The sequence below is a fragment of the Neobacillus niacini genome (assembly GCF_031456445.1).
Classification (GTDB): domain Bacteria; phylum Bacillota; class Bacilli; order Bacillales; family Cytobacillaceae; genus Neobacillus; species Neobacillus niacini_I.
Genome location: NZ_JAVDUQ010000021.1, coordinates 12,477 through 34,504 on the forward strand (window position 1 = coordinate 12,477; position 22,028 = coordinate 34,504).

25 protein-coding genes are annotated in these 22,028 nt (G+C 39.5%); 3 read left to right on the forward strand and 22 right to left on the reverse strand.

The features are described from left to right. Window positions 1-33: 33 nt before the first annotated feature. From J2Y67_RS16685 to menC, 3 genes are all read left to right on the forward strand, one after another. Window positions 34-879, forward strand: a complete 846-nt coding sequence (locus J2Y67_RS16685; protein WP_310175957.1) for a MurR/RpiR family transcriptional regulator — start codon at window positions 34-36, stop codon at window positions 877-879. A gap of 180 nt (window positions 880-1,059) precedes the next feature. Then, window positions 1,060-2,547: an amino acid permease gene (locus J2Y67_RS16690; protein WP_396954094.1), complete on the forward strand. Its 1,488-nt coding sequence runs from the start codon at window positions 1,060-1,062 to the stop codon at window positions 2,545-2,547. Between the two features lie 84 nt (window positions 2,548-2,631). Further along, window positions 2,632-3,741, forward strand: coding sequence for an o-succinylbenzoate synthase (gene menC, locus J2Y67_RS16695; protein WP_310175958.1), 1,110 nt, complete (start codon window positions 2,632-2,634; stop codon window positions 3,739-3,741). 55 nt (window positions 3,742-3,796) lie between these two features. Here menC and J2Y67_RS16700 read toward each other — a convergent pair whose 3' ends face one another. The 22 genes from J2Y67_RS16700 to J2Y67_RS16805 all read right to left on the reverse strand — a co-directional run bounded on the left by J2Y67_RS16700 (window position 3,797) and on the right by J2Y67_RS16805 (window position 22,001). Beyond that, the gene (locus tag J2Y67_RS16700; protein WP_310175959.1) at window positions 3,797-4,438 is read right to left on the reverse strand and encodes a response regulator transcription factor; all 642 of its coding nucleotides are present in this window, start codon (window positions 4,436-4,438) and stop codon (window positions 3,797-3,799) included. Between the two features lie 147 nt (window positions 4,439-4,585). Beyond that, on the reverse strand, window positions 4,586-5,389 hold the full coding sequence (locus J2Y67_RS16705; protein WP_310175960.1) for a sigma-70 family RNA polymerase sigma factor: 804 nt from the start codon (window positions 5,387-5,389) through the stop codon (window positions 4,586-4,588). Between the two features lie 3 nt (window positions 5,390-5,392). Continuing rightward, window positions 5,393-5,779, reverse strand: coding sequence for a hypothetical protein (locus J2Y67_RS16710; protein ID WP_310175961.1), 387 nt, complete (start codon window positions 5,777-5,779; stop codon window positions 5,393-5,395). A 13-nt stretch (window positions 5,780-5,792) separates the two neighbouring features. Then, the gene (locus tag J2Y67_RS16715; RefSeq protein WP_310175962.1) at window positions 5,793-6,677 is read right to left on the reverse strand and encodes a MinD/ParA family protein; all 885 of its coding nucleotides are present in this window, start codon (window positions 6,675-6,677) and stop codon (window positions 5,793-5,795) included. Between the two features lie 2 nt (window positions 6,678-6,679). Further along, a complete protein-coding gene (gene flhF / locus J2Y67_RS16720; protein WP_310175963.1) occupies window positions 6,680-7,936 on the reverse strand; it encodes a flagellar biosynthesis protein FlhF in 1,257 nt (418 codons plus the stop codon). Further along, window positions 7,933-9,966 (reverse strand): flagellar biosynthesis protein FlhA, encoded by a 2,034-nt coding sequence (gene flhA / locus J2Y67_RS16725; protein ID WP_310175964.1) that lies wholly within the window; start codon window positions 9,964-9,966, stop codon window positions 7,933-7,935. The genes flhF and flhA overlap by 4 nt, the downstream gene beginning before the upstream one ends. Further along, entirely contained in the window at window positions 9,963-11,030 is a 1,068-nt protein-coding gene (gene flhB, locus J2Y67_RS16730) for a flagellar biosynthesis protein FlhB (protein ID WP_310175965.1), read from the reverse strand. Before flhB ends, flhA begins: the two co-directional genes overlap by 4 nt. A gap of 2 nt (window positions 11,031-11,032) precedes the next feature. Continuing rightward, window positions 11,033-11,803, reverse strand: coding sequence for a flagellar biosynthetic protein FliR (gene fliR / locus J2Y67_RS16735; protein ID WP_310176043.1), 771 nt, complete (start codon window positions 11,801-11,803; stop codon window positions 11,033-11,035). A gap of 9 nt (window positions 11,804-11,812) precedes the next feature. Next, complete coding sequence (gene fliQ, locus J2Y67_RS16740; protein WP_310175966.1) at window positions 11,813-12,082, reverse strand: flagellar biosynthesis protein FliQ; 270 nt, start codon at window positions 12,080-12,082, stop codon at window positions 11,813-11,815. A gap of 13 nt (window positions 12,083-12,095) precedes the next feature. After that, complete coding sequence (gene fliP / locus J2Y67_RS16745; RefSeq protein ID WP_310175967.1) at window positions 12,096-12,845, reverse strand: flagellar type III secretion system pore protein FliP; 750 nt, start codon at window positions 12,843-12,845, stop codon at window positions 12,096-12,098. Window positions 12,846-12,849: 4 nt separating this feature from the next. Next, complete coding sequence (locus J2Y67_RS16750; RefSeq protein ID WP_310175968.1) at window positions 12,850-13,413, reverse strand: flagellar biosynthetic protein FliO; 564 nt, start codon at window positions 13,411-13,413, stop codon at window positions 12,850-12,852. A 26-nt stretch (window positions 13,414-13,439) separates the two neighbouring features. Then, complete coding sequence (locus J2Y67_RS16755) at window positions 13,440-14,309, reverse strand: MotE family protein (RefSeq protein ID WP_310175969.1); 870 nt, start codon at window positions 14,307-14,309, stop codon at window positions 13,440-13,442. Between the two features lie 11 nt (window positions 14,310-14,320). Beyond that, window positions 14,321-14,755, reverse strand: a complete 435-nt coding sequence (fliJ, locus tag J2Y67_RS16760) for a flagellar export protein FliJ (protein ID WP_310175970.1) — start codon at window positions 14,753-14,755, stop codon at window positions 14,321-14,323. Beyond that, window positions 14,752-16,074, reverse strand: coding sequence for a flagellar protein export ATPase FliI (fliI, locus tag J2Y67_RS16765; protein ID WP_310175971.1), 1,323 nt, complete (start codon window positions 16,072-16,074; stop codon window positions 14,752-14,754). The genes fliJ and fliI overlap by 4 nt, the downstream gene beginning before the upstream one ends. Beyond that, window positions 16,058-16,882, reverse strand: coding sequence for a FliH/SctL family protein (locus tag J2Y67_RS16770; RefSeq protein ID WP_310176044.1), 825 nt, complete (start codon window positions 16,880-16,882; stop codon window positions 16,058-16,060). The genes fliI and J2Y67_RS16770 overlap by 17 nt, the downstream gene beginning before the upstream one ends. Continuing rightward, the gene (gene fliG, locus J2Y67_RS16775; RefSeq protein WP_310175972.1) at window positions 16,857-17,867 is read right to left on the reverse strand and encodes a flagellar motor switch protein FliG; all 1,011 of its coding nucleotides are present in this window, start codon (window positions 17,865-17,867) and stop codon (window positions 16,857-16,859) included. The genes J2Y67_RS16770 and fliG overlap by 26 nt, the downstream gene beginning before the upstream one ends. A 6-nt stretch (window positions 17,868-17,873) precedes the next feature. Then, on the reverse strand, window positions 17,874-19,466 hold the full coding sequence (fliF, locus tag J2Y67_RS16780) for a flagellar basal-body MS-ring/collar protein FliF (RefSeq protein WP_310175973.1): 1,593 nt from the start codon (window positions 19,464-19,466) through the stop codon (window positions 17,874-17,876). Between the two features lie 30 nt (window positions 19,467-19,496). Further along, on the reverse strand, window positions 19,497-19,784 hold the full coding sequence (gene fliE, locus J2Y67_RS16785) for a flagellar hook-basal body complex protein FliE (protein WP_310175974.1): 288 nt from the start codon (window positions 19,782-19,784) through the stop codon (window positions 19,497-19,499). 11 nt (window positions 19,785-19,795) lie between these two features. Beyond that, window positions 19,796-20,251, reverse strand: a complete 456-nt coding sequence (flgC, locus tag J2Y67_RS16790) for a flagellar basal body rod protein FlgC (RefSeq protein WP_310175975.1) — start codon at window positions 20,249-20,251, stop codon at window positions 19,796-19,798. 5 nt (window positions 20,252-20,256) lie between these two features. Then, the gene (gene flgB / locus J2Y67_RS16795) at window positions 20,257-20,652 is read right to left on the reverse strand and encodes a flagellar basal body rod protein FlgB (protein ID WP_310175976.1); all 396 of its coding nucleotides are present in this window, start codon (window positions 20,650-20,652) and stop codon (window positions 20,257-20,259) included. A 107-nt stretch (window positions 20,653-20,759) separates the two neighbouring features. Beyond that, window positions 20,760-21,518 (reverse strand): glucosaminidase domain-containing protein, encoded by a 759-nt coding sequence (locus tag J2Y67_RS16800; protein ID WP_310175977.1) that lies wholly within the window; start codon window positions 21,516-21,518, stop codon window positions 20,760-20,762. Between the two features lie 165 nt (window positions 21,519-21,683). Then, complete coding sequence (locus J2Y67_RS16805; protein ID WP_310175978.1) at window positions 21,684-22,001, reverse strand: hypothetical protein; 318 nt, start codon at window positions 21,999-22,001, stop codon at window positions 21,684-21,686. Between the last annotated feature and the right edge of the window lie 27 nt (window positions 22,002-22,028).

A 22,028-nucleotide genomic window follows, 5' to 3' on the forward strand; every position in this document is an offset into this window, starting at 1 on the left:
TCTCTAATCCACTAAAGTAGAAAGGGTGATGGAATGAAACAGCTTCCGTTTAAGCTTTTGGTGAGAGAAAAATTCCCCATACTATCAACTGGCCAAAAAAAAGTGGCCAATTATCTAATAGAAAATCTTGATGAGTCTACATACAAAACAGCCTTTCAAATTGGAAAGAAGGCCGGTGTTAGCGAAACAACTGTCATAAGACTTTCCTTTGCGTTAGGTTTTGAAGGGTTTAGCAGCATGCAGACGACCATACAAAATCAACTGCTTCAGAAGCATCAAACTGAACTTCTAGAAAGCAATCAGCAAGAAGAATTCAATGATCCTTTAAAAAAAGTCATTGAAAGTGAAGTCCATATTTTAAGACATATGCTGAACCCTACCAACACAAATGAAATTTGGAATGCAGTAGATGCTCTCATTAAGGCGGACCAAATATTAATTACCGGGTATTCTCTCTCCCACGCGGCAGCCTACTGGTTCTCTTATATGCTTAGTACATTAAGGGAAAACGTGCACTTATGTTCCCCTAACGGAAATTTGGTTGAGCAATTTTGTAATCTTACAAAAAATTCGGTAGTTGTCGTTTTTTCATTCCCGCGCTATTCAAATGAAACGATTAAAATAGCCGAACTTGCAGCAAACCACGGTATCAAAATGATAGCGATTACTGACCGTCTCCTCTCACCGATTGGGCAAATTTCAGATATTGTCGTAACGACGGAAGAGAATGCTGAATCTGGAGTGAATTCAATCGCATCTGTCATTAGTTTACTTAATCTGATTATCGAAGGAATCAAACAAAAAGATCAAAAACGTATCCATACCCATCAGCAAAAACTAGAAATGCTCTATTCAAGCTTTCATGTTTTTAATGAATAAGCCTTAAAGGAGGTGGCTGTAAATTGAAAGCGATTCCAAAAAAATGCCTTCCAAAAAAACAACTACAGCGAATCGTTTAACATCTAAAAGTAGATTTTCTATCGAACGTGAAAAAATTTTTACCCGGACGCACTCCCAGCGGTTCCGGTCAAAAATTTAATAAAATAAAAGAGGTGTTTTATGTCAAATACGGCAAAGAAATTTCAAACATCAGAACAAATGGGACAAGCTGTTCAACATGAACATTTGGAAAGAAAACTGAAAACAAGACATTTAACGATGATTGCCATGGGTGGAACGATTGGTACCGGCTTGTTTTTAGCAAGCGGCGCAACCATTCATGATGCCGGCCCAGGTGGAGCAATTGCTGCCTATCTGATTGCAGGTATCATGGTGTACTTCCTTATGGCCAGCCTTGCTGAAATGGCCGCATTTATCCCTATATCCGGTTCTTTTAGTACGTATACAGCTAGATTTGTTGACCCTGCATTAGGTTTCGCCGTTGGTTGGAACTATTGGTATAACAACGCAATTATTCTTGCGCTTGAATTATCTGCATCCTCGTTAGTCATGAAATACTGGCTTCCTGATGTGCCGGGCATTGTTTGGAGTGCGAGCTTCCTTGTTCTTATTTTTGGCTTAAACGTTTTATCTGTTAAAGGCTACGGTGAATCAGAATTCTGGTTCTCCATTATCAAGGTTGTTACAATTGTTCTCTTCATTATTATTGGTTTATTAATGATTTTTGGAATTATGAAAGGTTCTACCGGTGGTTTCGAAAACCTTACTAAAGGCGATGCACCATTCCACGGCGGGCTCATATCCATCTTCAGTGTATTTATGGTCGTAGGTTTTGCCTTCCAAGGAACAGAAATGGTTGGGGTCGCTGCCGGAGAAAGTGAAAATCCAGAAAAAGATATGCCAAGAGCCATTAAACAAATCTTCTGGCGCATTCTTTTGTTCTACGTTTTAGCGATTTTCGTTATCGGTTGTTTAATTAGCTATAAGGATCCTAATCTAATAGGCGGCGACCTAGAAAACATTGCTGTGAGTCCTTTCACTCTTGTATTTAAGCATGCAGGTTTAGCGTTTGCTGCTGCTGCAATGAATGCCGTCATCCTTACCTCTGTATTATCTGCTGGAAATTCATGTTTATACGTTGGTTCTCGTGTCCTTTGGACATTGGCTGAAGAAGGAAAAGCACCGGCATTTTTGAAAAAAGTTAATAAAGGCGGCGTACCAGTTAACGCGCTTTATGCTACTACACTTGTTGGAATGCTTTGTTTTTTAACTTCCCTTTTCGGAGACGGTACCGTTTATAATTGGCTCTTAAATGCAGCAGGTTTAGCTGGTTACCTTTCTTGGTTAGGTATTTCGATTACCCACATGCGCTTTAGAAAAGCATATAAAGCACAAGGAAGAAGTATGAAGGACCTTCCATATGTGGCAAAATGGTTCCCATTAGGACCAATTCTAGCAACCATCCTCTGTTTAGTGGCTACACTTGGAACGAATTACGGGGCATTTATTGGTGATAAGATTGATTGGTATGGTATACTTGTTTCGTACATTGGACTGCCATTATTTATTGTTGGCTACTTAGGCTATAAATTAGTAAAAAGAACAAAAATGGTTCCACTTAAAGAGGCAGATTTCAGTAGAGAATAAATTTTCCCCTAACGCCTTGTTCCCGCAAGGCGTTAGTCTTTTTTACATACTAAGAATGATGCAGGAAAGGAGAATGAAAAAGCGATGAAAATCATAGAAATTACTTTAAGACATATGAAAATGGATTTACTTTATCCGTTTGTTACCAGCTTCGGGGCAGAAAAGGACCGGGATTTTATTCTGGTTGAAGTGAAAAACGAGGATGGGCTGACCGGATGGGCTGAAAATGTTGCCATGCCTACCCCCTACTATAACGAGGAAACCGTAAAAACAAACTGGCATATGCTGGAGGATTTTTTAATGCAGCTGTTACTAAACCGCGAATTCAGCCATCCCAATGAACTCTCAGAAAAACTATTTGCTCATATTCGCGGGAATTACATGGCAAAGGCATGCTTAGAAATGGCTGCATGGGATTTATATGCCCGAGAACAAAATATTTCTCTTGCCAGTGCTCTTGGCGGAACGAAAAAAACAATCGATGTCGGTGTCAGTATTGGCATTAAAGATTCCATCGACGATACGCTCAAGATTATTGAAAAGCGCCGCTCAGAAGGCTATAAACGTTTTAAATTAAAAATTAAGCCAGGCTGGGATGTTGAATTGATTGATAAGGTTCGGAAAGTATATCCGGATATCCCGTTAATGGCGGATGCAAATTCCGCTTATACCTTAGAAGATATGGACCTTTTAACTGCCCTTGATGGCTATAACCTTATGATGATTGAACAGCCCTTAGCCTATAACGATATTATTGATCATGCTGAACTGCAGGCCAAATTAAAAACACCGATTTGCCTTGATGAAAGCATTCATTCATTTGCAGATACCCAGAAGGCGTTAAAGCTTGGGAGTTGTAAAATTATCAATATCAAGGTGGGCCGTGTCGGCGGGCTGACCGAAGCAAAGAAAATCCACGATTACTGTATGGAACATCATGTTCCGGTATGGTGCGGCGGAATGCTTGAGTCAGGCATCGGCAGAGCCCATAACATCGCTCTGACTTCTTTGCCAAACTTTACGCTTCCAGGTGACACAGCGGGTTCCGCACTTTATTGGGCAGAGGATATTATTGAACCGGAGGTCATAGCCGAAAACGGAACAATTACCGTTCCTGACGGGCCGGGGATGGGATATGTGCCAAGTATGGAGAAAATCGATAAATTTACTCTCTACAGTAAAACCTATCGATAAAATGGATGAGGGTGTCTTGGGCACCCTTTTCATAATTACTAGAATAAACCTGACTTTACAAGTCAATTAAACCCAAATCTTTTACTTTTACAATTGCTTCAATTCTACTATGTACTCCAAGCTTTTGAAACAGGTTTGTTAAATTATATTCCAATGTCCTTTGCCCAATGAACATGGTCTGGGCAATCTCCTTGTTTGTTTTTCCTTTAACGAGTTCTGTTAAAATTTTATTTTCCTTTTCATTAAAAGAAATCCCTTCCTTAGAAGGTTTACGCAAAAGTGATGATTCAAATCCACGGTAAATCTCTTTCAACAAAGTAAACGGAATAATGACCTCCCGATTGATGGCACATCGTATTGTCCTAATTAAATGGTCCTTCGTAGAAGTTTTGGAAATAAAGCCAATTGCACCTGCCTCTATTAAAAGATTCATATACGGAAAGATTTCATTATCTGTATAAATTAAAATAGTGGCGTCAGGTTCAATGGCTAACACTCTTTTCGTTAATTCAAATCCGTCCAATTCAGGCATTTGAGAATCGAAAAGCATGACATCAAATGATTGGGTTTTTACCTTTTCTAAAGCCTGTAAACTAGAAGACTCAAACTGGACCTTTATATCCTCTTCTTTTTCAAGAATTAACTTAGTACCTTCCCCCATCAAAGGATGATCATCGACAAGCAAAATGTGAATCATTTAAACACCTCTAAATACATTTTTACATAGTACCAAAAGTAATTATACTTCTGTATTGTTTTTTTGGATACTCTTGATTCAGGATATTTTTTATGAAAAAAGCCTCCCCACCGGAGAGACAACCTAATGTATTCAACTATGTAAGGGTTATAGAAAGGCGTCCAAAGAAAAACCTTTTGATTCAAAACTTTGCCGTAAACGAAGGATGGCGCGGGAATGAATTTGAGAAATTCTCCCTTTTGTTAAATTCAAAATTTCCGCAATTTCTATTTGAGTAAGACCCTCGTAATACAATAATGTGATGACAAGCCGCTCTTTTTCCGGCATCATATCAATACATTCAGCCATTAATTTTTTAAATTCTCCCATTTGCATTTGTCGTTCTTGGGAGATGCTTTTTTCATCACACAGTTGATCCAAACGGCTCTGTTGTTTTCCGTCATCTTCATATGCATTCATTGGTTCATTAAGAGAAAGCAAGGTTGACAAGGATAATACAGCCATTGCCTGATCTACTTCTCCCATCGGCATATCCAAATATTGACTTATTTCCTCCTCGCTTGGAGATTTCATCAATGTTTGTTCAAGGTGGCGAAGAGCCTGATTTAGTTTTTTCGCTTTTTCCCTTACTCCTCTGGGCACCCAATCCATTTGACGAATGCCGTCAAGCATTGCCCCCTTAATCCGCCAAAGACCATAAGTCTCGAATTGATACCCTTTACTATAGTCGAATTTTTTGATGGCCTCAATCAAACCAATATAACCCAATCCGATTAAATCTTCTTTAGGAATCATATATTGAGGGATGCTTTGGGACATACGATTAGCCATTTGCTCTACCAAATACATATATTGTTTTACCAAATTTTCCTGTGAGTTCGAATCATTCCCTTCTTGATACGTTCTCCATAAAATATAATGCGGAATGTTGTTTTTGATAGCTGGTCTCAAGCGTTATCCCTCCTTGTTACTCTCTGTCCATGATTGCATTATTTGTGCAATGGTTTCCGGGTCTTTTGCCCCCTCCCCATTATGTAAAGAGTGGAGAGGAACTGCCTGAAACGAAGACTCATTCGCTTGCTTTTCTCCGATACGATTTAAATAGTCTTCTGTTTCCCACTCCTCTTCAATAGATGGGTCCTCCAACCGCTTTAAAGTTTTCATTACTGAAATTTGATACAATATAGACCGTAAAATATAACCAAAAACAAAGAAAAGAAGAAAACCGATTCCGGATCTGAATATTGATGTTTGCCAAGTGTTATTCCCAATTGAAAAAACAAAAGTAAGTAGGAACGCCGCAACACCAAAGATTACATTTACTATCCAATTTGCTGCCATATAACCCCATCCTTTATGACGATTTCCCTAGAGACAGAACTTTTTCAAAAAAACCTCGAATCCCTTTCGATGAAACCGATGAAGCCTCATTTATTTCTGGCAAATAAGAATATACAATCTGCTTCATATTTTTTGATGCTGTACAATTTGGATACGTTATAAAAAAGGGCGTTTGTGCTTTAACAGACTTCCTTACATGTTGATCCTCCAACAGATAGCCTAGTGTTTTTAATTCCAGCTTCAAAAAATTCCAGCATGTATTCTGCAATCTTTTTGAAGTTTCTACTGCCTCTCGATAGGATTGGGCACGATTAATTACTAAACGAAACTTCGGAAATTGGTCAGTATATTGCACGATTGTTTTCAAAACTGCATATGAATCGGCCATAGACGTTGGCTCAGGTGTGGTAACTAATATCGTTTCATCTGAAGCTAAAATAAAATCGACAAGCTCCTTTGAAATACCGGCACCGGTGTCAAGTAAAATAAAATCAGCGTAGGTTTGAAGTTCTTGAAGCTGGTTCACAAAAAAACTAAGCGTCCTATGTTCAAGCTCCATAAGATCATCTAGCTCCAAACCACCGTAAATATATTCGACACCACCCATTCCCTTTTCAATCACGTCCAATATCTGTTTCCTTTGTTGGAGAACATCTAGCAGTCTATACCGCGGAGCGATGCCCATAAGAATATTAATATTAGCAGTAGATAAATCTAAATCTAAAATGACCACTTTTTTACCGATCGCTATTAAGCCTAATGCAAAATTAAGCGTAAAATTTGATTTGCCAACTCCGCCCTTTCCACTCGTAATGGTAATCACGCGAGAAGATTGTTTTTTTTCCTGTTGATTATTGTATCTTTGCATATATTCGCGAAGACTTTGAGCTTGATCCATCTTTATTCCCTACCTAACAATTTTCTTGCTAGCAGCGGTGCATCGATTGCCACAATATCTTCCGGAACACTTTGTCCATTCGTAATATACGTCAATTGGTATGGATATTTATAGGCGATATTAAGAATCGAACCATAGCTGGTTGTTTCATCAAACTTTGTCAAAATCAAGCGATTGACCGGGCTTTCGGAGAACTCATCTAACAATAATTGCAAATCTTCATATTTAGTGGTCAAGCTTAAAACCAAATATTGATCACTTTCGATTGGAAGATTCATATATTCCATAATCGACGTGCGATATTCAGCATCCTTGTAATTACGACCCGTTGTATCCATATAAATAAGGTCATAGCTTTCTAGTTTTTTTAATGCCTTTTCTAATTCATCTATTGAGCGGACCACTTCAACCGGTACACCTAAAATAACAGCATATGTTTTGAGCTGCTCCACAGCAGCAATCCGGTATACATCGGTCGTAATCATCGCCACTTTCCGCTTTTGTTTTAATACTTGCTCTGTTGCAAGTTTGGCAATTGTTGTGGTTTTTCCAACACCAGTCGGTCCAATTAAATTAATCATCCTAGTCTTGTCTTGGACTGCAATGGACTCTGGAATCCGCTTTTCAATAATCTCGACAATAATGGAACTTATTTCATTCTCAATGGCTTGATCGTTCAAACTATTTTTTGACTCAAATTTCAATAGGATTCGATTGAGAATATATTCAACCACTTCTTCGCTGACACCCTGTTTTTTTAAATGGTTGTTCCATTTTACGAAACCTCGAGGCAACGAGCTTTTCTGGCTATCGCTAATGATATAGTTCATCATCATTTTTCTCATTTGCTGCATTTCTTCCAATAAAATATCTTCATTTTTCAAATCTTTAGTGGAAGAAACTGTCTTTTCTTTAGGAGCGATTTCCTTAGAATAATATTGATATAGTTTCTGAGGCTGCTTATGAAAAACGGTGGTATTGGTTTCTAAATCTTCTGTTTTATTTTCCTGAACCATTTTGTTCCGATCAGTTTGTATAGTCTTTTCTATTTGCGGTAATGTAAATTTTGGTTCCGGGGCACTCGAGTCCTTTTCTACTGAGTATGCCGTCACTTCAAATTTTTGTTTCGTAAAAAAGCCGAAAAGCCCGCCTGTTTTTACTACCTTTGTGTTTACAATAATGGCATCCTCCCCTAATTGCTGACGGACCATTTTTAGGGCAACTGGCATGGACTCTGCTACTATTTTTTTCGTTTTCATATGTTTACCACTCCAATACTTTGAATCTCAATATCAGGCTCTAGCTCTGTATAGGAAAGAACAGGCACATTCGGCATGATTTTATCAACAAATTGTTTTAAATACATCCGAATGTTTGGAGAGGTGAGGAAAATAGGCTGGCTGCCCGCATTGACAACCCGTTCAATTTGCTCCTGTAATTCAGCAGAAATTTTCCTGGACATTTGCGGATCCATGGAAAGATAATGGACCCCCGCCTCTGTTTGTTGTATATAATCAGATATCCCTTTTTCAAGCGTTGCCCCGGCCGTTAAGACATGAATAACTCCATTTTCTGCATATTGCTCAGTAATTTGACGTGTCAGAGATTGACGTACATACTCCGTTAAAACTTTAGGTTCCTTTGTATAAATCGCATAGTCAGCTAATGTTTCGAATATCGCAGCTAAATCCCGAATGGATATTTGTTCGCGAAGAAGATTCTGCAATACCTTTTGAACCTCTCCTACCGATAGTAAATTAGGAACCAATTCCTCTACTAAATTAGGATGTGTTTGTTTCATATTATCAATTAATTCTTTTGTTTCTTCCCTGCGAAGCAGCTGGTAAGCAAATTTCTTTAATACCTCCGTTAAGTGAGTAGCTATCACAGATGGCGGATCCACAATCATATATCCTAAAAGTTCGACTTTTTGTTTCTCTTCCATATTCACCCAGATAGCAGGAAGACCAAACGCCGGTTCAACCACCTGAATACCTACAATTCCCAATTCTTCTGCACCTTGGGTCATGGCAAGGAAATGATCCAGGTATACTTCCCCTTCGGCAATACGATTGCCGCGGAATTTTAAAACATATTGATTAGGCGGCAATTGCAAATTATCCCGGATACGAATGGTTGGAATGATCAACCCTAGTTCAATTGCAAATTGCCTCCGGATCATCACGATTCGATCAAGGATATCTCCGCCTTGTTTTTGATCTGCAAGTGGTATTAACCCATAGCCAATCTCTAATTCAAGGGTATCGAGCGGAAGCAGATTAACAACTTTTTCGGGACTACCGTTATCTTTTTCCATCCCTTCCATTTCAATTTGTTCATTAAGTAATTCTTCCTTTTGGACCGCTTTTTGCATGGTATAAGCACCAATTGATAATGCACCAGCCACCGGAAGAGTTAAGAAAATCCCTATCGGTGTAAAGATTCCTAAAACTAGGATCGTTCCTGCCACAATGTAAAGAAGTTTCGGATAGTTAAAGATTTGCTGCATAATATCCGAGCCCAAATTTCCATCAGAGGCTGCTCGGGTAACCGTTATCCCTGTTGCAGTTGAAATCAGTAAGGCAGGGACCTGGCTGACCAATCCATCCCCCACTGATAATAATGTGAAGGTGCTGGCAGACTCAGCAAAGCCCATGCCATGAATAACCATTCCAATAATAAAACCGCCGATCACATTGATTAACAGAATAACAATCCCGGCAATGGCATCCCCTTTAACGAATTTACTGGCACCATCCATTGCGCCGTAAAAATCCGCTTCTTGTTCAATTTTCTTACGGCGGGCGCGGGCATCCTGCTCACTGATCAGGCCTGCATTCATATCGGCATCAATACTCATTTGTTTTCCTGGCATAGCATCCAAGGTAAAGCGGGCTGCTACTTCTGCTACCCTTTCAGAACCTTTTGTGATGACAATGAATTGAATAACAACGAGAATGAGGAAAACAACAAAACCTACAACCGGATTTCCACCGATTACAAACGAACCAAATGTCTCGATTACCTTTCCTCCGTCTGCCTTTGAAAGAATCGAACGGGTTGTCGACACATTCAGCGCCAAACGAAATAAGGTTGTGATTAATAATGCCGTTGGAAAAATGGAAAAGTCCAATGGCTCTTTGCTGTTCATGGCCACTAACAAGATTAATAATGACAAGCAAATATTGAAGATTAGTAGAAAATCCAATAATAAAGTTGGCATTGGAATAATCATCATTGCGACAATCATGATGACAACAATTAGTACCGAAAAATCTTTTGTTTTCATGTCATCATCCCCTTATAACGACCTTCCTGATAGTACACATAAGCTAAAATTTCTCCGACAGCATTGAATAATTCCTCCGGTATTTGTTCACCAACATCAACAGAGGCAAATAACGCACGAGCCAAAGGTTTATTTTCGACTGTCATAATTTTATGCTGTTTCGCAATTTCTTTGATTTTTAGTGCGATATAATCCTGTCCCTTCGCAATGACCTCAGGTGCGTCCATAGCTGTGAAATCATAACAGATGGCTACAGCAAAATGCGTAGGATTCGTAATAATCACATCGGCCTTTGGCACTTCTTGCATCATACGATTCATAGATAATTGTCTTTGTCGCGCTCTTCTCTTTCCCTTAATAACGGGATCCCCTTCCATCTTTTTGTATTCGTCTTTAATGTCCTGTTTTGACATACGGAGCTTTTTTTCATATTCAAACTTTTGATAAAAGTAATCCGCTGCGGCCAAGACGGCCAAACAAATACTGACGGTGATTCCAAGTTTAAGTGTTAGAGAACCGATGATTTTAGATGCGTCTAAAAGGTTTTTATCCCCAATGGTAAACAGTGCATCTTTCTCCTGCCAAATCATGATGGAGACAATAGCAGAGGTGATGACGATTTTTAAGATTGATTTAATCATTTCCACCAAGGACCTTAATGAAAATATCCTTTTCGCTCCCTGAAGGGGATTTATTTTTCCAAAGTCCATTTTGATTGATGACATATTGAACATAAATCCAACTTGGAAAAAATTAGCCAAAACTCCCGCTACCAATACAATAATTAGAAGCGGAGCTACTAATTTGGCCGTATCGAGCAACAACTGATTAAATAGTGACTGGGTGCTGGTAATGGAAAGATTCAAATGAATATATTCCTCGAAACAGCGGCGGTAGAGATTAAAGCACCCTTCAATAAAGCTTTTCCCACCAATTAAAAAGAAAGAGAAAGATAGCAATAATGTCAGGGCTTGCGAAACTTCTGCACTCTTTGCAACCTGTCCTTTTTTCCTTGCTTCCTGACGTTTTTGCGGGGTGGCTTTTTCCGTCTTTTCCCCAGCCATGTTTATCCCCCCATTATTTTCAGAATCGTGTCCATGGATTGAAACATCGTATCAAAAAGGACTCTTAATAAATAAAAAAAACTTGGCAATATAAAAATATAAATCAAAAAATGCAGCATAATTTTGATTGGCGGTGCAACGGCAAAAAAGTTCATCTGCGGCACGGTTCTTGCAATGATGCCCAAACCAACATCGACAACAAACAGCGTCCCGATAATCGGTACAGCCATCATAAAGCCAATCATAAACATTTGAACGATACACTGCAGCAAAAAAGTAGACAGACGGCCATCCATCCAGGCAGGAACAGCTGCCTGCAGGCCAATCCAATCAAAACTGGTTAAAATCCCTTTAATCAAAAGATGATGGCCGTTTGTAGAAAGTAAAACTAAAATGGCAATAATATTTTGCAATCGTCCTGTTAATGGTGTATTGGTTTCAAAGGTTGGGTCAAAAAGACTTGCCATTGAAAAACCAATTTCAAGATCGATTAAGGAACCCGCTAGTTGGACTGAATAAAGCAAGATATTGGCCACAAGCCCTAAGATAATCCCCACCATAAACTCTTTGAAGATTAATAGAATCATTGTTCCTAGTTCCACGGAATGGATCGGGTCCTTCACCATCCCAAAGCATAGAATACTAAGAACTCCGCTAAAACCAATTTTGTATAAAGCTGGTATCTGCCGGCCCGAAAATACCGGAGCGGTCACCATAAAGGTTGTAATTCGAACAAATACAAGTAAAAAGGTCCACCATAAAGTCGCATCCATTGAATTCACTTACCCAATATATTGTGAAAGATTCCCCAACAAGTTTTGGGCAAATTCCACTACATGCTGTAACATCCATGCACCAAAAATTAAAAGGGACAAAAAGACTGCAACAATTTTTGGCACAAAAGCAAGCGTTTGTTCTTGTATTTGTGTGGTAGCTTGAAAAATACTGACCAATAAACCGACTACTAAAGCCACTCCGGCCACCGGTGCAATGACAATCAAAATCGTATAGACAGAATCCTGAGCAAGCCGTAAAATCATTTCCGTACTCAAAGATAGGACCTCCTTATTGGAAACTCATTAGCAATGATTTAACAATTAAATGCCAACCATCAACCAAAATGAACAGTAGAATTTTAAACGGCAATGAAATCATCACTGGAGGAAGCATCATCATCCCCATCGACATCAATACACTGGAGACAATCATATCGATGACAAGAAAAGGAATAAAAATCATAAATCCCATCTGGAAAGCGGATTTTAATTCGCTTATGGCATAAGCAGGAACTAACGCTCTAAGCGGGATATCCTCCACCTTTTTCGGCATCTTCATATTCCCATAATCTAAAAACAGCTCTAAATCCTTCTCCCGAGTCTGTTTGGACATAAATTCCTTTAAAGGAATACTGGCCTTATTGAATGCCTCCTGCTGCGTCATTTTTCCTGCCATGAATGGCTGCAATGCTTGATGATTCATTTGCGAAAAGGTCGGGCCCATGATAAAAAACGTCATAAATAAGGCGAGTCCTACTAGTACCTGATTGGGGGGGATTTGCTGAGTGCCAAGAGCATTGCGAACAAACCCCAGAACTACAATAATTCGTGTAAAACATGTCATTAAAACAAGAATCGCCGGCGCAATAGACAGCACGGTAATCAATAAGATAATTTTCACTGTATTGGATACATCGCCAGAGCTTCCGGATCCAAAATCAATTCCCGGAAGAATGGATTCCGTTGGACTTGCAGCATACGCTGCTGAAACCGCACCAAGTAAAAGAATCGGAACGAGGAGGGCTATTTTTCGTAACATAAGCCTACTCCTCCCCATTTTCCTGCCGGATTTTTTGCAGATGTTTTCCAAACACGGTGTTCCACACTTTTTTGGAATCATCAATTAGATCTTTCGTTGAAGGGACCTCAACTTGATTTTCAAAGCTTTTCAGAATTTGTTGAAATTCTTCTCCTTGAGATATGGTACGGAGTAAAGTGATACTATCGCCAACTCCGAAAATATAAATGGTTTGTCCTATCAAGACCACTTGTAACGAGCGGTTATTTCCAAGTACTTGTCCCCCTAATGGGAGAATGGGCCCAGTCGTTTGCATCATGTTGCCTCTTTTGGATAAAAAACGCAGCAATACAACTAATAATCCAATAACCAAGATAAAGGAGACGATAAATTTGGCAAAAAGGGGAAATAAGGAAGGTGTCCCGCTATCCACTGTTTTTACAGCTTGCGATTTCGGGTTTTCCTTTCCATTATGGATAGTGTTATAAATGGAAGAATCGCCTGCAGAATTGGATTCTGCAGCGAATGTTGTGGATTGGAACGTTATTAAAGAACAAAACATTATAAACAAGATCATGGTGTATTTCATGATTTTCTCCTTCCTTGGAGTTCAGGCTAATTATTCAAGCTTGCCGTGATTTGGGCTGCCAATTTTGCATCCTTATTTGCGATTTCTGCTAAGATTTGTGAACGATTACTAGTATTAAGATTTTTTAATAGATTCATTGCTACCTGGGCGTTCGATTGCATCATGGATTGAATAATTCCCGCAGCTTGCGCAGTCGGCATTCCGGCAATTGTTTCAGATAATGTATCCAATGGTGTTTCTAATTTTTTTACCATTGCATGTACACGTTTCATTAGAGCCGCTTGAGTCGGTTCATTTAACGTCCCGATATTGTTTACTAAATTGGTAATTTGAGCGGCTTTTTTACTATCCTTCATTCCGCCAAGTATACTGCTTTGCAAGGTTGGATCGAGCATAGACATGGTTAAGGAAGCATCTTCTAATGACATCGCTTCAAACATTGCACCCGCTTTTGATGGGGGAATATCTGCATAAACACTGGAAACTTGTTTTTTTTGATTTAAAAACTGTTGACTTTGCTTCGTTTTAAGCTGTTGTTTTAAATCATCATTGCTTTTTTGTAAATCGTATACCTTTTTCAAATTGGAATTTAGTTGTTTTTTTAAATCTGCGATTGTTTGATCCCGATCTTTTAAGGCTAAACTGCTATTTAAATATTTTTGTTTCCATACATCTTGCCCTTGTCCGCTAGATTGGGCAGTAGAAACGGAAGCCGGCTTAGGATCAGGAATGATTTGGTTTAAAATCGGAACTTTATTCCCCCACTCCTGTAAAGTCTTTCCTACAGGTATGCCCAAGAATTTGACAACCACAACAACCAGGACAATGGTTAATAGTAGTGGAATTGCATATAAGGAAAGGGTACTTAGTTTCCCATGTTTTTTTTCTTCTTCCATTTGAATCTCTCCTATATTCTCCGGGAATATCGTAATACAGCCATTTCATCTAACATGGCTTGCTCTTCTTGATCCAATTGTTTTTGAAAAGCTGCCTTTGATTTAGCCCTCCATTGATCCCACATTTTTGCTTCCTTTGTTTTTTCAATCAGGATCTGGTGATTTCGTTCTACTTGCTGTTGAATTTGCTGCGATTGATGCTCCAACTGTTTCATTTGCAGGTTTACATGTTCGATTTCGTTTTGCAGCTCCAAGATTTCCCATACCGTTTTCCGGTTCACTTCATTGTATTGATTGAAAACCCTTTCCTTTTCTAACTCAAGCCCTTCCATTTGTTCTTGAAGCTCTACTTCCCGAAGTTTGGAGGTACCAAACTCCTGTTTGGCCGTTTCTTTCTCTTTTTCTTTAAAATCAAGTATTTTTTGAAAAGAAAACTCAAATTTCATCCAATCATCGCTCCAAACTGTGAAATTAAAAAGGATCCGGTATCCTCTAGCTGGGAGGGTTCATATATCCCTTGTTGCAAAAATTGGTCGATTTGAGGTTTTAACCTTATCGCTAAATCAATATCGCGATTAGAGCCCATTTTATATGCCCCAATATTTATCAAATCTTCCGCCTCTTTATAGGAAGCTAGCAATCTTTTAAAATGACGTGCAGCAGTGATATGTTCATTGGAAGTGATTTCGGTCATAACCCGGCTCACACTGTTTAACACATCGATGGCGGGAAAAATTCCTTTCCCTGCAATGGCTCGGTTAAGAACGATATGACCATCTAAAATTCCACGAACTGCATCCGCAATCGGTTCATTCATATCGTCACCATCTACTAAAACCGTATAAATGGCTGAAATGGTTCCTCTTGGCCCAGTTCCGGCACGTTCGAGCAATTGGGGAAGCATGGCAAACACGGATGGCGTATATCCTTTGGTCGTAGGCGGTTCCCCTATCGCTAAACCAATTTCCCGCTGCGCCATCGCAAATCGTGTAACTGAATCCATGACGAGCAAAACATTCTTGCCTTGATCACGGAAATACTCAGCAATCGAAGTAGCGGTTAACGCACCTTTAATTCGAATCAAGGCTGGTTGGTCAGATGTTGCAACAATCACAACTGATTTTTTTAAACCTTCTTCTCCCAAGTTTTGCTCCAAAAAATCAAGCACTTCCCGTCCGCGTTCTCCGATTAAGGCAATCACGTTGACATCGGCTGTCGTATTTCTTGAAATCATTCCAAGCAGCGTGCTTTTTCCAACCCCGCTACCTGCAAAGATCCCGACCCTTTGTCCCTTTCCCATTGTCAGCAAGCCATCAATGGCTCGGACACCGACACCTAAGGAGGAGTGAATCCTCGGCCTGCTTAACGGGTTTGGAGGGACCGCATGGGTAGGCACCTCATCTAGACCGAGTGGCAGGGGCTTCCCATCAATAGGCTGGCCCAAACCATCCAAAACCCTTCCTAACAGTTGGGTCCCGGCCTTTACGACCAATGGTTTTCCGCTTGCCACCACGTCACAGCCGGGTCCTATTTCCCGAACTTCGCCAAGGGGCATTAAAAGAACCTTGTTTTCCCTAATTCCTACTACCTCAGCTTGGATCGGTGTTTCAGATTGAGAGGGATAAATGGAACAAAGTTCGCCAATTCTGACATCAGGGCCTTGAGATTCAATGGTAAGTCCAATAATTTGTGTAATCTTCCCATTTACCCTTACCGGATCAATACCGCGAATAAGCCTAACATAGTTTTCAGCTGATAGTTTCACGTTCCGGCTCCCTTCTTGCCTCTAAAACGACCTTTTTAATTTCCTCCAATTGGGTGTCAATTCGTGCATCCACACTTCCATAGGCCGTACGGATCATACATCCCTTCGGTGATACGGAATGGTCAGGGATAATTTTGATTTCAGTTTCACCGTTGACAACAGCCAATAGGTGCTTTCGCTCGGATTGAACAAACTCGAAATCATCTGGGTGAACACATACGGTTATGGCTTCCTTCTCCTTGACACGATGAATATTCTGTTTAATTAACTCAACAAATTTTTCAGGGTAACTCGTTAATTCTTGTTTAATAACTTGCGAAGCAATCGCAAAGCTCAATTCCAGTAAAAATGGTTCTGCTTCAGCGATTATGGCCTCTTTTTCTTCATAGGCCTGTTGCAGCAGATGTTGAATTTGAGCTAATTTTTCATTATATTCTTTCAGGACGAAAGTCTCTCCCTCTTGTTTCCCCAGCTCAAATCCTTCTTGATACCCTTGTTGTTTAACTTCAGCTGACATTTCATCAAGTTTTAGATGATTTTCATCCCACCACTGGTTAATCTTTTCAGCTGCCACTGTTTCGATCGAATGGGCATTTTGCTCTGCTTGGGCAATAATCGCTTGAGCTTTTGCTTCGGCCTCTTCAATCAATTGATTTCCATAAACCTTCTCATCATCAATAGAGAGCGGGTTCTCATCATTTGGTTTATTTTTTTCAACAATAAAGGGCTGGGTAATAACTTTTACTTCATTTCCTATAGAAAGATGGGAGGCTTTAAAAACCTTAGAATAGGACATCATCGGTTCCACCTCGGGCAATCACAATTTCTCCTATGTCTTCTAAACGACGAATAACGGAAACAATTCTTCCCTGGGCTTCTTCAACATCCTTGACTCGAACTGGTCCAAGATATTGCAATTCTTCTTCAAACGTTTCAACCATCCGCCCGGACATGTTCTCAAATATAACCTTTTTAACTTCCGGACTGGCAGCCTTCAATGCAAGGAGTAAATCCTGATTATCCACTTCCTGAATGACACGCTGAATGGCACGGCGATCAAGATTAAGGATATCCTCAAAAGTAAACATCCGTTGCTTGATTTCCTGTACTAATTCCTGATTCTTTTTGGCCAAGTCCTCTAAGATGCTCTTCTCCGTACCGCGATCCACTCCATTAAGAATGCTGACAATGGAATCAATTCCTCCCACCACACTAAAGTCTTCACGGATCGTAGCCGTTAGTTTTTGTTCTAATGTATTTTCGACTTCCTTGATCACATCCGGTGAGGTTTGTTCTAATAAAGCAATCCGTCTTGCAACATCGGATTGTAACGCCTCAGGGAGTGATGAGAGAATCATAGATGACTGCTGTGGCTCTAAGTGAGCTAAAACGAGTGCGATCGTTTGCGGATGTTCACTTTGCAAAAAGTGGTAGATTTCCATTGGATCAATTCGGCGCGCAAACTCAAAAGGCTTCACTTGAAGCTGTACCGTTAATTTCTGAATAATTTGTTTTGCACGATCTTTCCCCAATGCCTGCTCCAGAACTTCCTGTGCAAAAGCAATTCCACCCATTGCAAGGTAATCCTGCGCAATACACATTTCATGAAATTCCTTTAAAACCTCTTCTTTTTCTTTAGGATCAACCTTATTAATATTGGCGATTGCCAGGGAAAGCTGTTCAATTTCCTCATCTGGCAAATAATTAAAAACCTTCGATGAAGCTTCTTTTCCCATTGAAATAAGCAAAATTGCTGCCTTCTGCCTTCCGTTCAACTTTAATGATGTAGACATGAAAAATTACAACTCCTCTTCATGTAGCCATGTTCGAATAATCTTAGAAAAGTCCTCAGGTCTTTTATCCAGCAATTTTCGCAATTGATTTTCTACAGTCATTTCCTGCTCTGTAAAATAATCAGTCTCTGCAACAGGCGGAGAAGTAAAATTCATTTCCTCCTCTTGCTCCAGTTGCTTTTGTTTTCTTCTGCGCAATAGCCACCATACTAGTCCCCCCGCTGCTAACAAACCGGCACCGATTGTGCTTCCAATTAAAATTGGATGACCATTTGATGCGTTGCTTAGCGCAGCATTGGCTGCAAAGGTATGAGGGAAAATGGTAATACGCTGGTCAATCTGTTGCTGGGATAAATTCGGATGACCAAGTGCCGTTCGTACCGTATTAGAAACAATGTTACGAATATTCGCTAATGTCGCTTTCGGTATCTTTTTAGGAGAAGAAGGGTCAGGTTCAACTCCGACATTGATCGTAATATCCTCAATTTGGTACGGACTTTTTAAAATTTCATTATTAATTCGATTAACTTCATAGTTGACTCTATTTTGCAATTCTTCATAAGAACTTTCCCCGCCAGAGTTGGAACCGGTATATCCAGGAACATCGCTGGAACCCGTTCCCGTGACACCGCCAGAGTCTGCTCCTTTACCGGTAGAGGATTTGGAAATCTTCTCTGAGCTAATGACAATCCCATTATTATTTTGATCAGTCGGCTTTACCAACTTCTCTACGGTTTTGACTTTATCAAAATTAATTTTGACAAAAGACTGGACATAGACATTATTGGTTCCTAGAACCGTTCCTAGCAAACTTTGAAGATTTTGCTGAATATCACGTTGAATATCCCGCTGAATCTTTTGCTGTTTATCATATTGATCCAATGTTTGGTCTTCACTATCCGAATTTTCCAATGCTAAGGTCTCACTATACTGGTTCATAATCGTGATGTTATCAATTGGAAGATTTGGCACGCTGCGAGAGACAAGGGTGTAAAGAGCCCTTATTTGCTGCGAAGTTAATTGTACTCCTGGTTCCACATCGACCATAACAGATGCGCTGGCTTGCTGGCCTTGATCTTGTTTTACAAACACAGAATTATCAGGCAATGTCAAAATAACATCTGCATTTTTAATCCCATCAACATGTTTAATGACTTCTGCTACTTCATTTTGCATAGCTTCACGTTCAAGAATATTATATTGACGATCTGTGGCACCAAATGAGAGATTCTGGCCAAAAATATCATAGTTAATTTTATTGTCCTTTGGATATCCCTTTGAAGCTAAATTGACTAATAAATCCGGCGCATCTTTACGGGGAACGGACAACATGGTTCCGCTATCAGATATTTTATAATTTGTAAATCCTTCTTTATCTAACTCCGCTTTAATATCCCCAACTTCACGCTGGGTCAATTGACCTGTATACAATGGTACATATTGAGGACGGGATGCAAAAAATATAAAGATAGAAATGGAAACAAAAAGAAATAAGAAGGTACCAATGATCATCCACTTTTGCTTCTTGCTGCGCGCTGCCCAGTATGTACTAAATTTGTCCTTTGTTTGTTTAAGTTGATCTATCCATGATCGGTTCATTTCTCACCCTGCCCAGCATATCATCATTCTTTAAATTTGCATCCGCATAATTTCTTGGTAAGCTTCCACAGCCTTATCCCTAACTGTAACCGTCAGTTCCAATGCTAATTTCGCCTTTTGCGATGCAATCGTAACATCATGTACATTATCAACCATTCCTGCTGCCGTTTGTGCGGTTAGATTAGATGCCTGTTGAACAGTATCATTTACATTCCCTAAATATCCTTGAAGAACATCGGCAAAGGAAGTTTTTGGTTTAGTTTGAACTGGATTTTGACTTAGTTTGATAAATCCGCTGTTAATCCCTGATACATTCATTTATGTACCTCCTAACGCCCGATTTCTAAGGCTTTTAACATCATTGATTTTCCTGTATTAAAGGCGGTAACATTCGCATCGTACGCCCTCGATGAAGAAAGAAGGTCGACCATTTCTTTTGACAAGTCAACATTCGGCATCATCACATATCCGTTCGCATTGGCATCCGGGTTGCTTGGATCGTATACCATATTAAATGGGGTTTGATCTTCGACAATTCCCGTCACTCTTACCCCCTGCAGGGAGGATTGTGCCTGGGATTGTTCCTGCATTTTTCCCATTAATACTGAATTAAAAGAGTTTTCCCTTGGTTCCATCGTAACCATTTTGCGGCGATACGGCTCCCACTTTCCGTTTACCATTTTAGCTCTAGTTGATGAGGCATTTGCAATATTCGAAGAGACTACATCCATCCGCAGACGCTCTGCTGTTAATGCAGACGCACTTATATTTAAAGAATCAAACATTTCCCCTAACTCCTTCCGGTAATGGCAATGGATAATTGTTGAAATTCACTATTAACCTGTTGTGAAAGAGTGTCATACCAGAGCGCATTTTTTCCCATAAGGGTCATCTCTTTATCAATATCCACATTATTCCCGTTATTTTGGATAACTGTTCCGGTATCTTCGATTGTTTGGGGGGCAGGTATCACACCTGGAGAATTCCCAATCACTAAATGATGGGGATCTGTGCGTTTTCCTGTAAAATTCATTTGGTCAGCTAAATGCTGCTTCAAAACATCCTCAAAAACTACTTGTTTCGATTTATAACCGGGAGTCTCTGCATTTGCAATATTATTAGAAACAACTTGTTGGCGTAAACTAGAAGCATCTAATGCAGATTGTAATAGGTTAATATTATTCACGGGGGTTCACTCCTTTTTACCTACAAGGTTCCTTTTGATAGTTTTTGATAAATATCAAAATAATTTTTACATTCTTCAACAATATACTACAAAAAATGGGTTTAAATCTATATTTTTTTCAGATTAGCAGAATATTCCTCAATTCTAATCTGGTTAAAATAACGAGAAACGCCAGAAACCCAATAATTATTAAGTCCTGTTGGGTCATTTGCTGCACCTTGGGGGGCATATTTAGCGCCAATTTTAGCAATACTGTTTAAACCGTTGCCCAGATAATTCTTACTTAAATTACGGGCCATATCCATGATACTTTCTTCGATAGTGGAATACGACTTTAATCCAGTGACCCCCATCATTCCCGCAATATTATTTTTAATTACGGCCGCATGGGATGTTCCATTACCTGATTCATGTTGCGCAATGGCTGCCAGTAATGCTGGATTGATATTATATTGCTGCCCTGCCTGAACAAAAACCTCTCCCATACCTTTTAATTTCCCATCAAGTACTTGATCTAGTTTTTCTGGATTCACCATTTGAAACCGGAGCGAGTCATTACCGCCAATAGGCAGTTTTTGATTATTTACATCTGGAGTGATCGATGGAACTTGATTGGGTATGTACGAACTAAACACTGGCTGCCCGGTTAATGGGGCAGAAGTCGAAATCATCGATGGAAGCGAAGGTTGACCCACAGATTGGTAAGTTGTTTCCGCTTGCATTTGGTCTAAAAATTGATTTAAAATGGCTGAAAAAAGAGCACCGCTCAAGTTGCCTGTGGGCATGGACTGAGAGGGTGTTTTTGCTGACTGGGATAAAGTGTTTACTAGAATGGAATTAAGAAACCAATTATCATCTATTTTCAAAGTAATACACCCTTTCGCGATTATGTAATGATCTAGTAGCAAAATACCTGCATATTCTTACCTATAAAAAAAGCGTGACCACCCTACTGAAATAAGTGACCACGTATTAATTGGGTGTCTGTTGATGCTGTTCATTTGCAGTAAGTTTCGACAAAGACATTATTCTTAAATTGTTTTTTTAAACAACCCTTGTATTTCACTTAAAAATTCATTCGAAATCCTTGATACCTGTTTTAGTTGTCCATCCTCAATTTTGGCCTCCACTAAAACAATCGTATTGAGGTTATTCTCCTGTTTTAAGGCAAGAATTTGCTTCCCTTCGTACACAATGTTTTCTACCATATAAAAAGTCTCATTGATTGGGCTGCCCATTAAGATTTTAATCGGCTTTCTGAAAAATGGCTTCCTCTTTTTATAGTCGATAAATTGATATAACTTCCCAAGGGATTGATTATCTTTTTTTGTCGTTTTTTGCAGCTTCATGAAAAATCTTCCTCTTTATTAAACTTA

What these genes read in the sequence shown, in the direction of transcription:
- J2Y67_RS16690 (WP_396954094.1), top strand. Translation starts at nt 1,060, where the DNA reads ATGTCAAATACGGCAAAGAAATTTCAAACATCAGAACAAATGGGACAA.
- J2Y67_RS16715 (WP_310175962.1), bottom strand. Translation starts at nt 6,677, where the DNA reads ATGGATCAAGCTCAAAGTCTTCGCGAATATATGCAAAGATACAATAAT.
- flgC (WP_310175975.1), bottom strand. Translation starts at nt 20,251, where the DNA reads ATGTTTGATTCTTTAAATATAAGTGCGTCTGCATTAACAGCAGAGCGT.
- fliR (WP_310176043.1), bottom strand. Translation starts at nt 11,803, where the DNA reads ATGGATGCGACTTTATGGTGGACCTTTTTACTTGTATTTGTTCGAATT.
- J2Y67_RS16685 (WP_310175957.1), top strand. Translation starts at nt 34, where the DNA reads ATGAAACAGCTTCCGTTTAAGCTTTTGGTGAGAGAAAAATTCCCCATA.
- menC (WP_310175958.1), top strand. Translation starts at nt 2,632, where the DNA reads ATGAAAATCATAGAAATTACTTTAAGACATATGAAAATGGATTTACTT.
- flhB (WP_310175965.1), bottom strand. Translation starts at nt 11,030, where the DNA reads ATGGCTGGGGAAAAGACGGAAAAAGCCACCCCGCAAAAACGTCAGGAA.
- fliG (WP_310175972.1), bottom strand. Translation starts at nt 17,867, where the DNA reads ATGTCTACATCATTAAAGTTGAACGGAAGGCAGAAGGCAGCAATTTTG.
- fliJ (WP_310175970.1), bottom strand. Translation starts at nt 14,755, where the DNA reads ATGAAATTTGAGTTTTCTTTTCAAAAAATACTTGATTTTAAAGAAAAA.
- J2Y67_RS16755 (WP_310175969.1), bottom strand. Translation starts at nt 14,309, where the DNA reads ATGGAAGAAGAAAAAAAACATGGGAAACTAAGTACCCTTTCCTTATAT.
- flhA (WP_310175964.1), bottom strand. Translation starts at nt 9,966, where the DNA reads ATGAAAACAAAAGATTTTTCGGTACTAATTGTTGTCATCATGATTGTC.
- fliP (WP_310175967.1), bottom strand. Translation starts at nt 12,845, where the DNA reads ATGTTACGAAAAATAGCCCTCCTCGTTCCGATTCTTTTACTTGGTGCG.
- flhF (WP_310175963.1), bottom strand. Translation starts at nt 7,936, where the DNA reads ATGAAAACGAAAAAAATAGTAGCAGAGTCCATGCCAGTTGCCCTAAAA.
- fliF (WP_310175973.1), bottom strand. Translation starts at nt 19,466, where the DNA reads ATGAACCGATCATGGATAGATCAACTTAAACAAACAAAGGACAAATTT.
- fliE (WP_310175974.1), bottom strand. Translation starts at nt 19,784, where the DNA reads ATGAATGTATCAGGGATTAACAGCGGATTTATCAAACTAAGTCAAAAT.
- J2Y67_RS16700 (WP_310175959.1), bottom strand. Translation starts at nt 4,438, where the DNA reads ATGATTCACATTTTGCTTGTCGATGATCATCCTTTGATGGGGGAAGGT.
- J2Y67_RS16750 (WP_310175968.1), bottom strand. Translation starts at nt 13,413, where the DNA reads ATGAAATACACCATGATCTTGTTTATAATGTTTTGTTCTTTAATAACG.
- J2Y67_RS16805 (WP_310175978.1), bottom strand. Translation starts at nt 22,001, where the DNA reads ATGAAGCTGCAAAAAACGACAAAAAAAGATAATCAATCCCTTGGGAAG.
- J2Y67_RS16710 (WP_310175961.1), bottom strand. Translation starts at nt 5,779, where the DNA reads ATGGCAGCAAATTGGATAGTAAATGTAATCTTTGGTGTTGCGGCGTTC.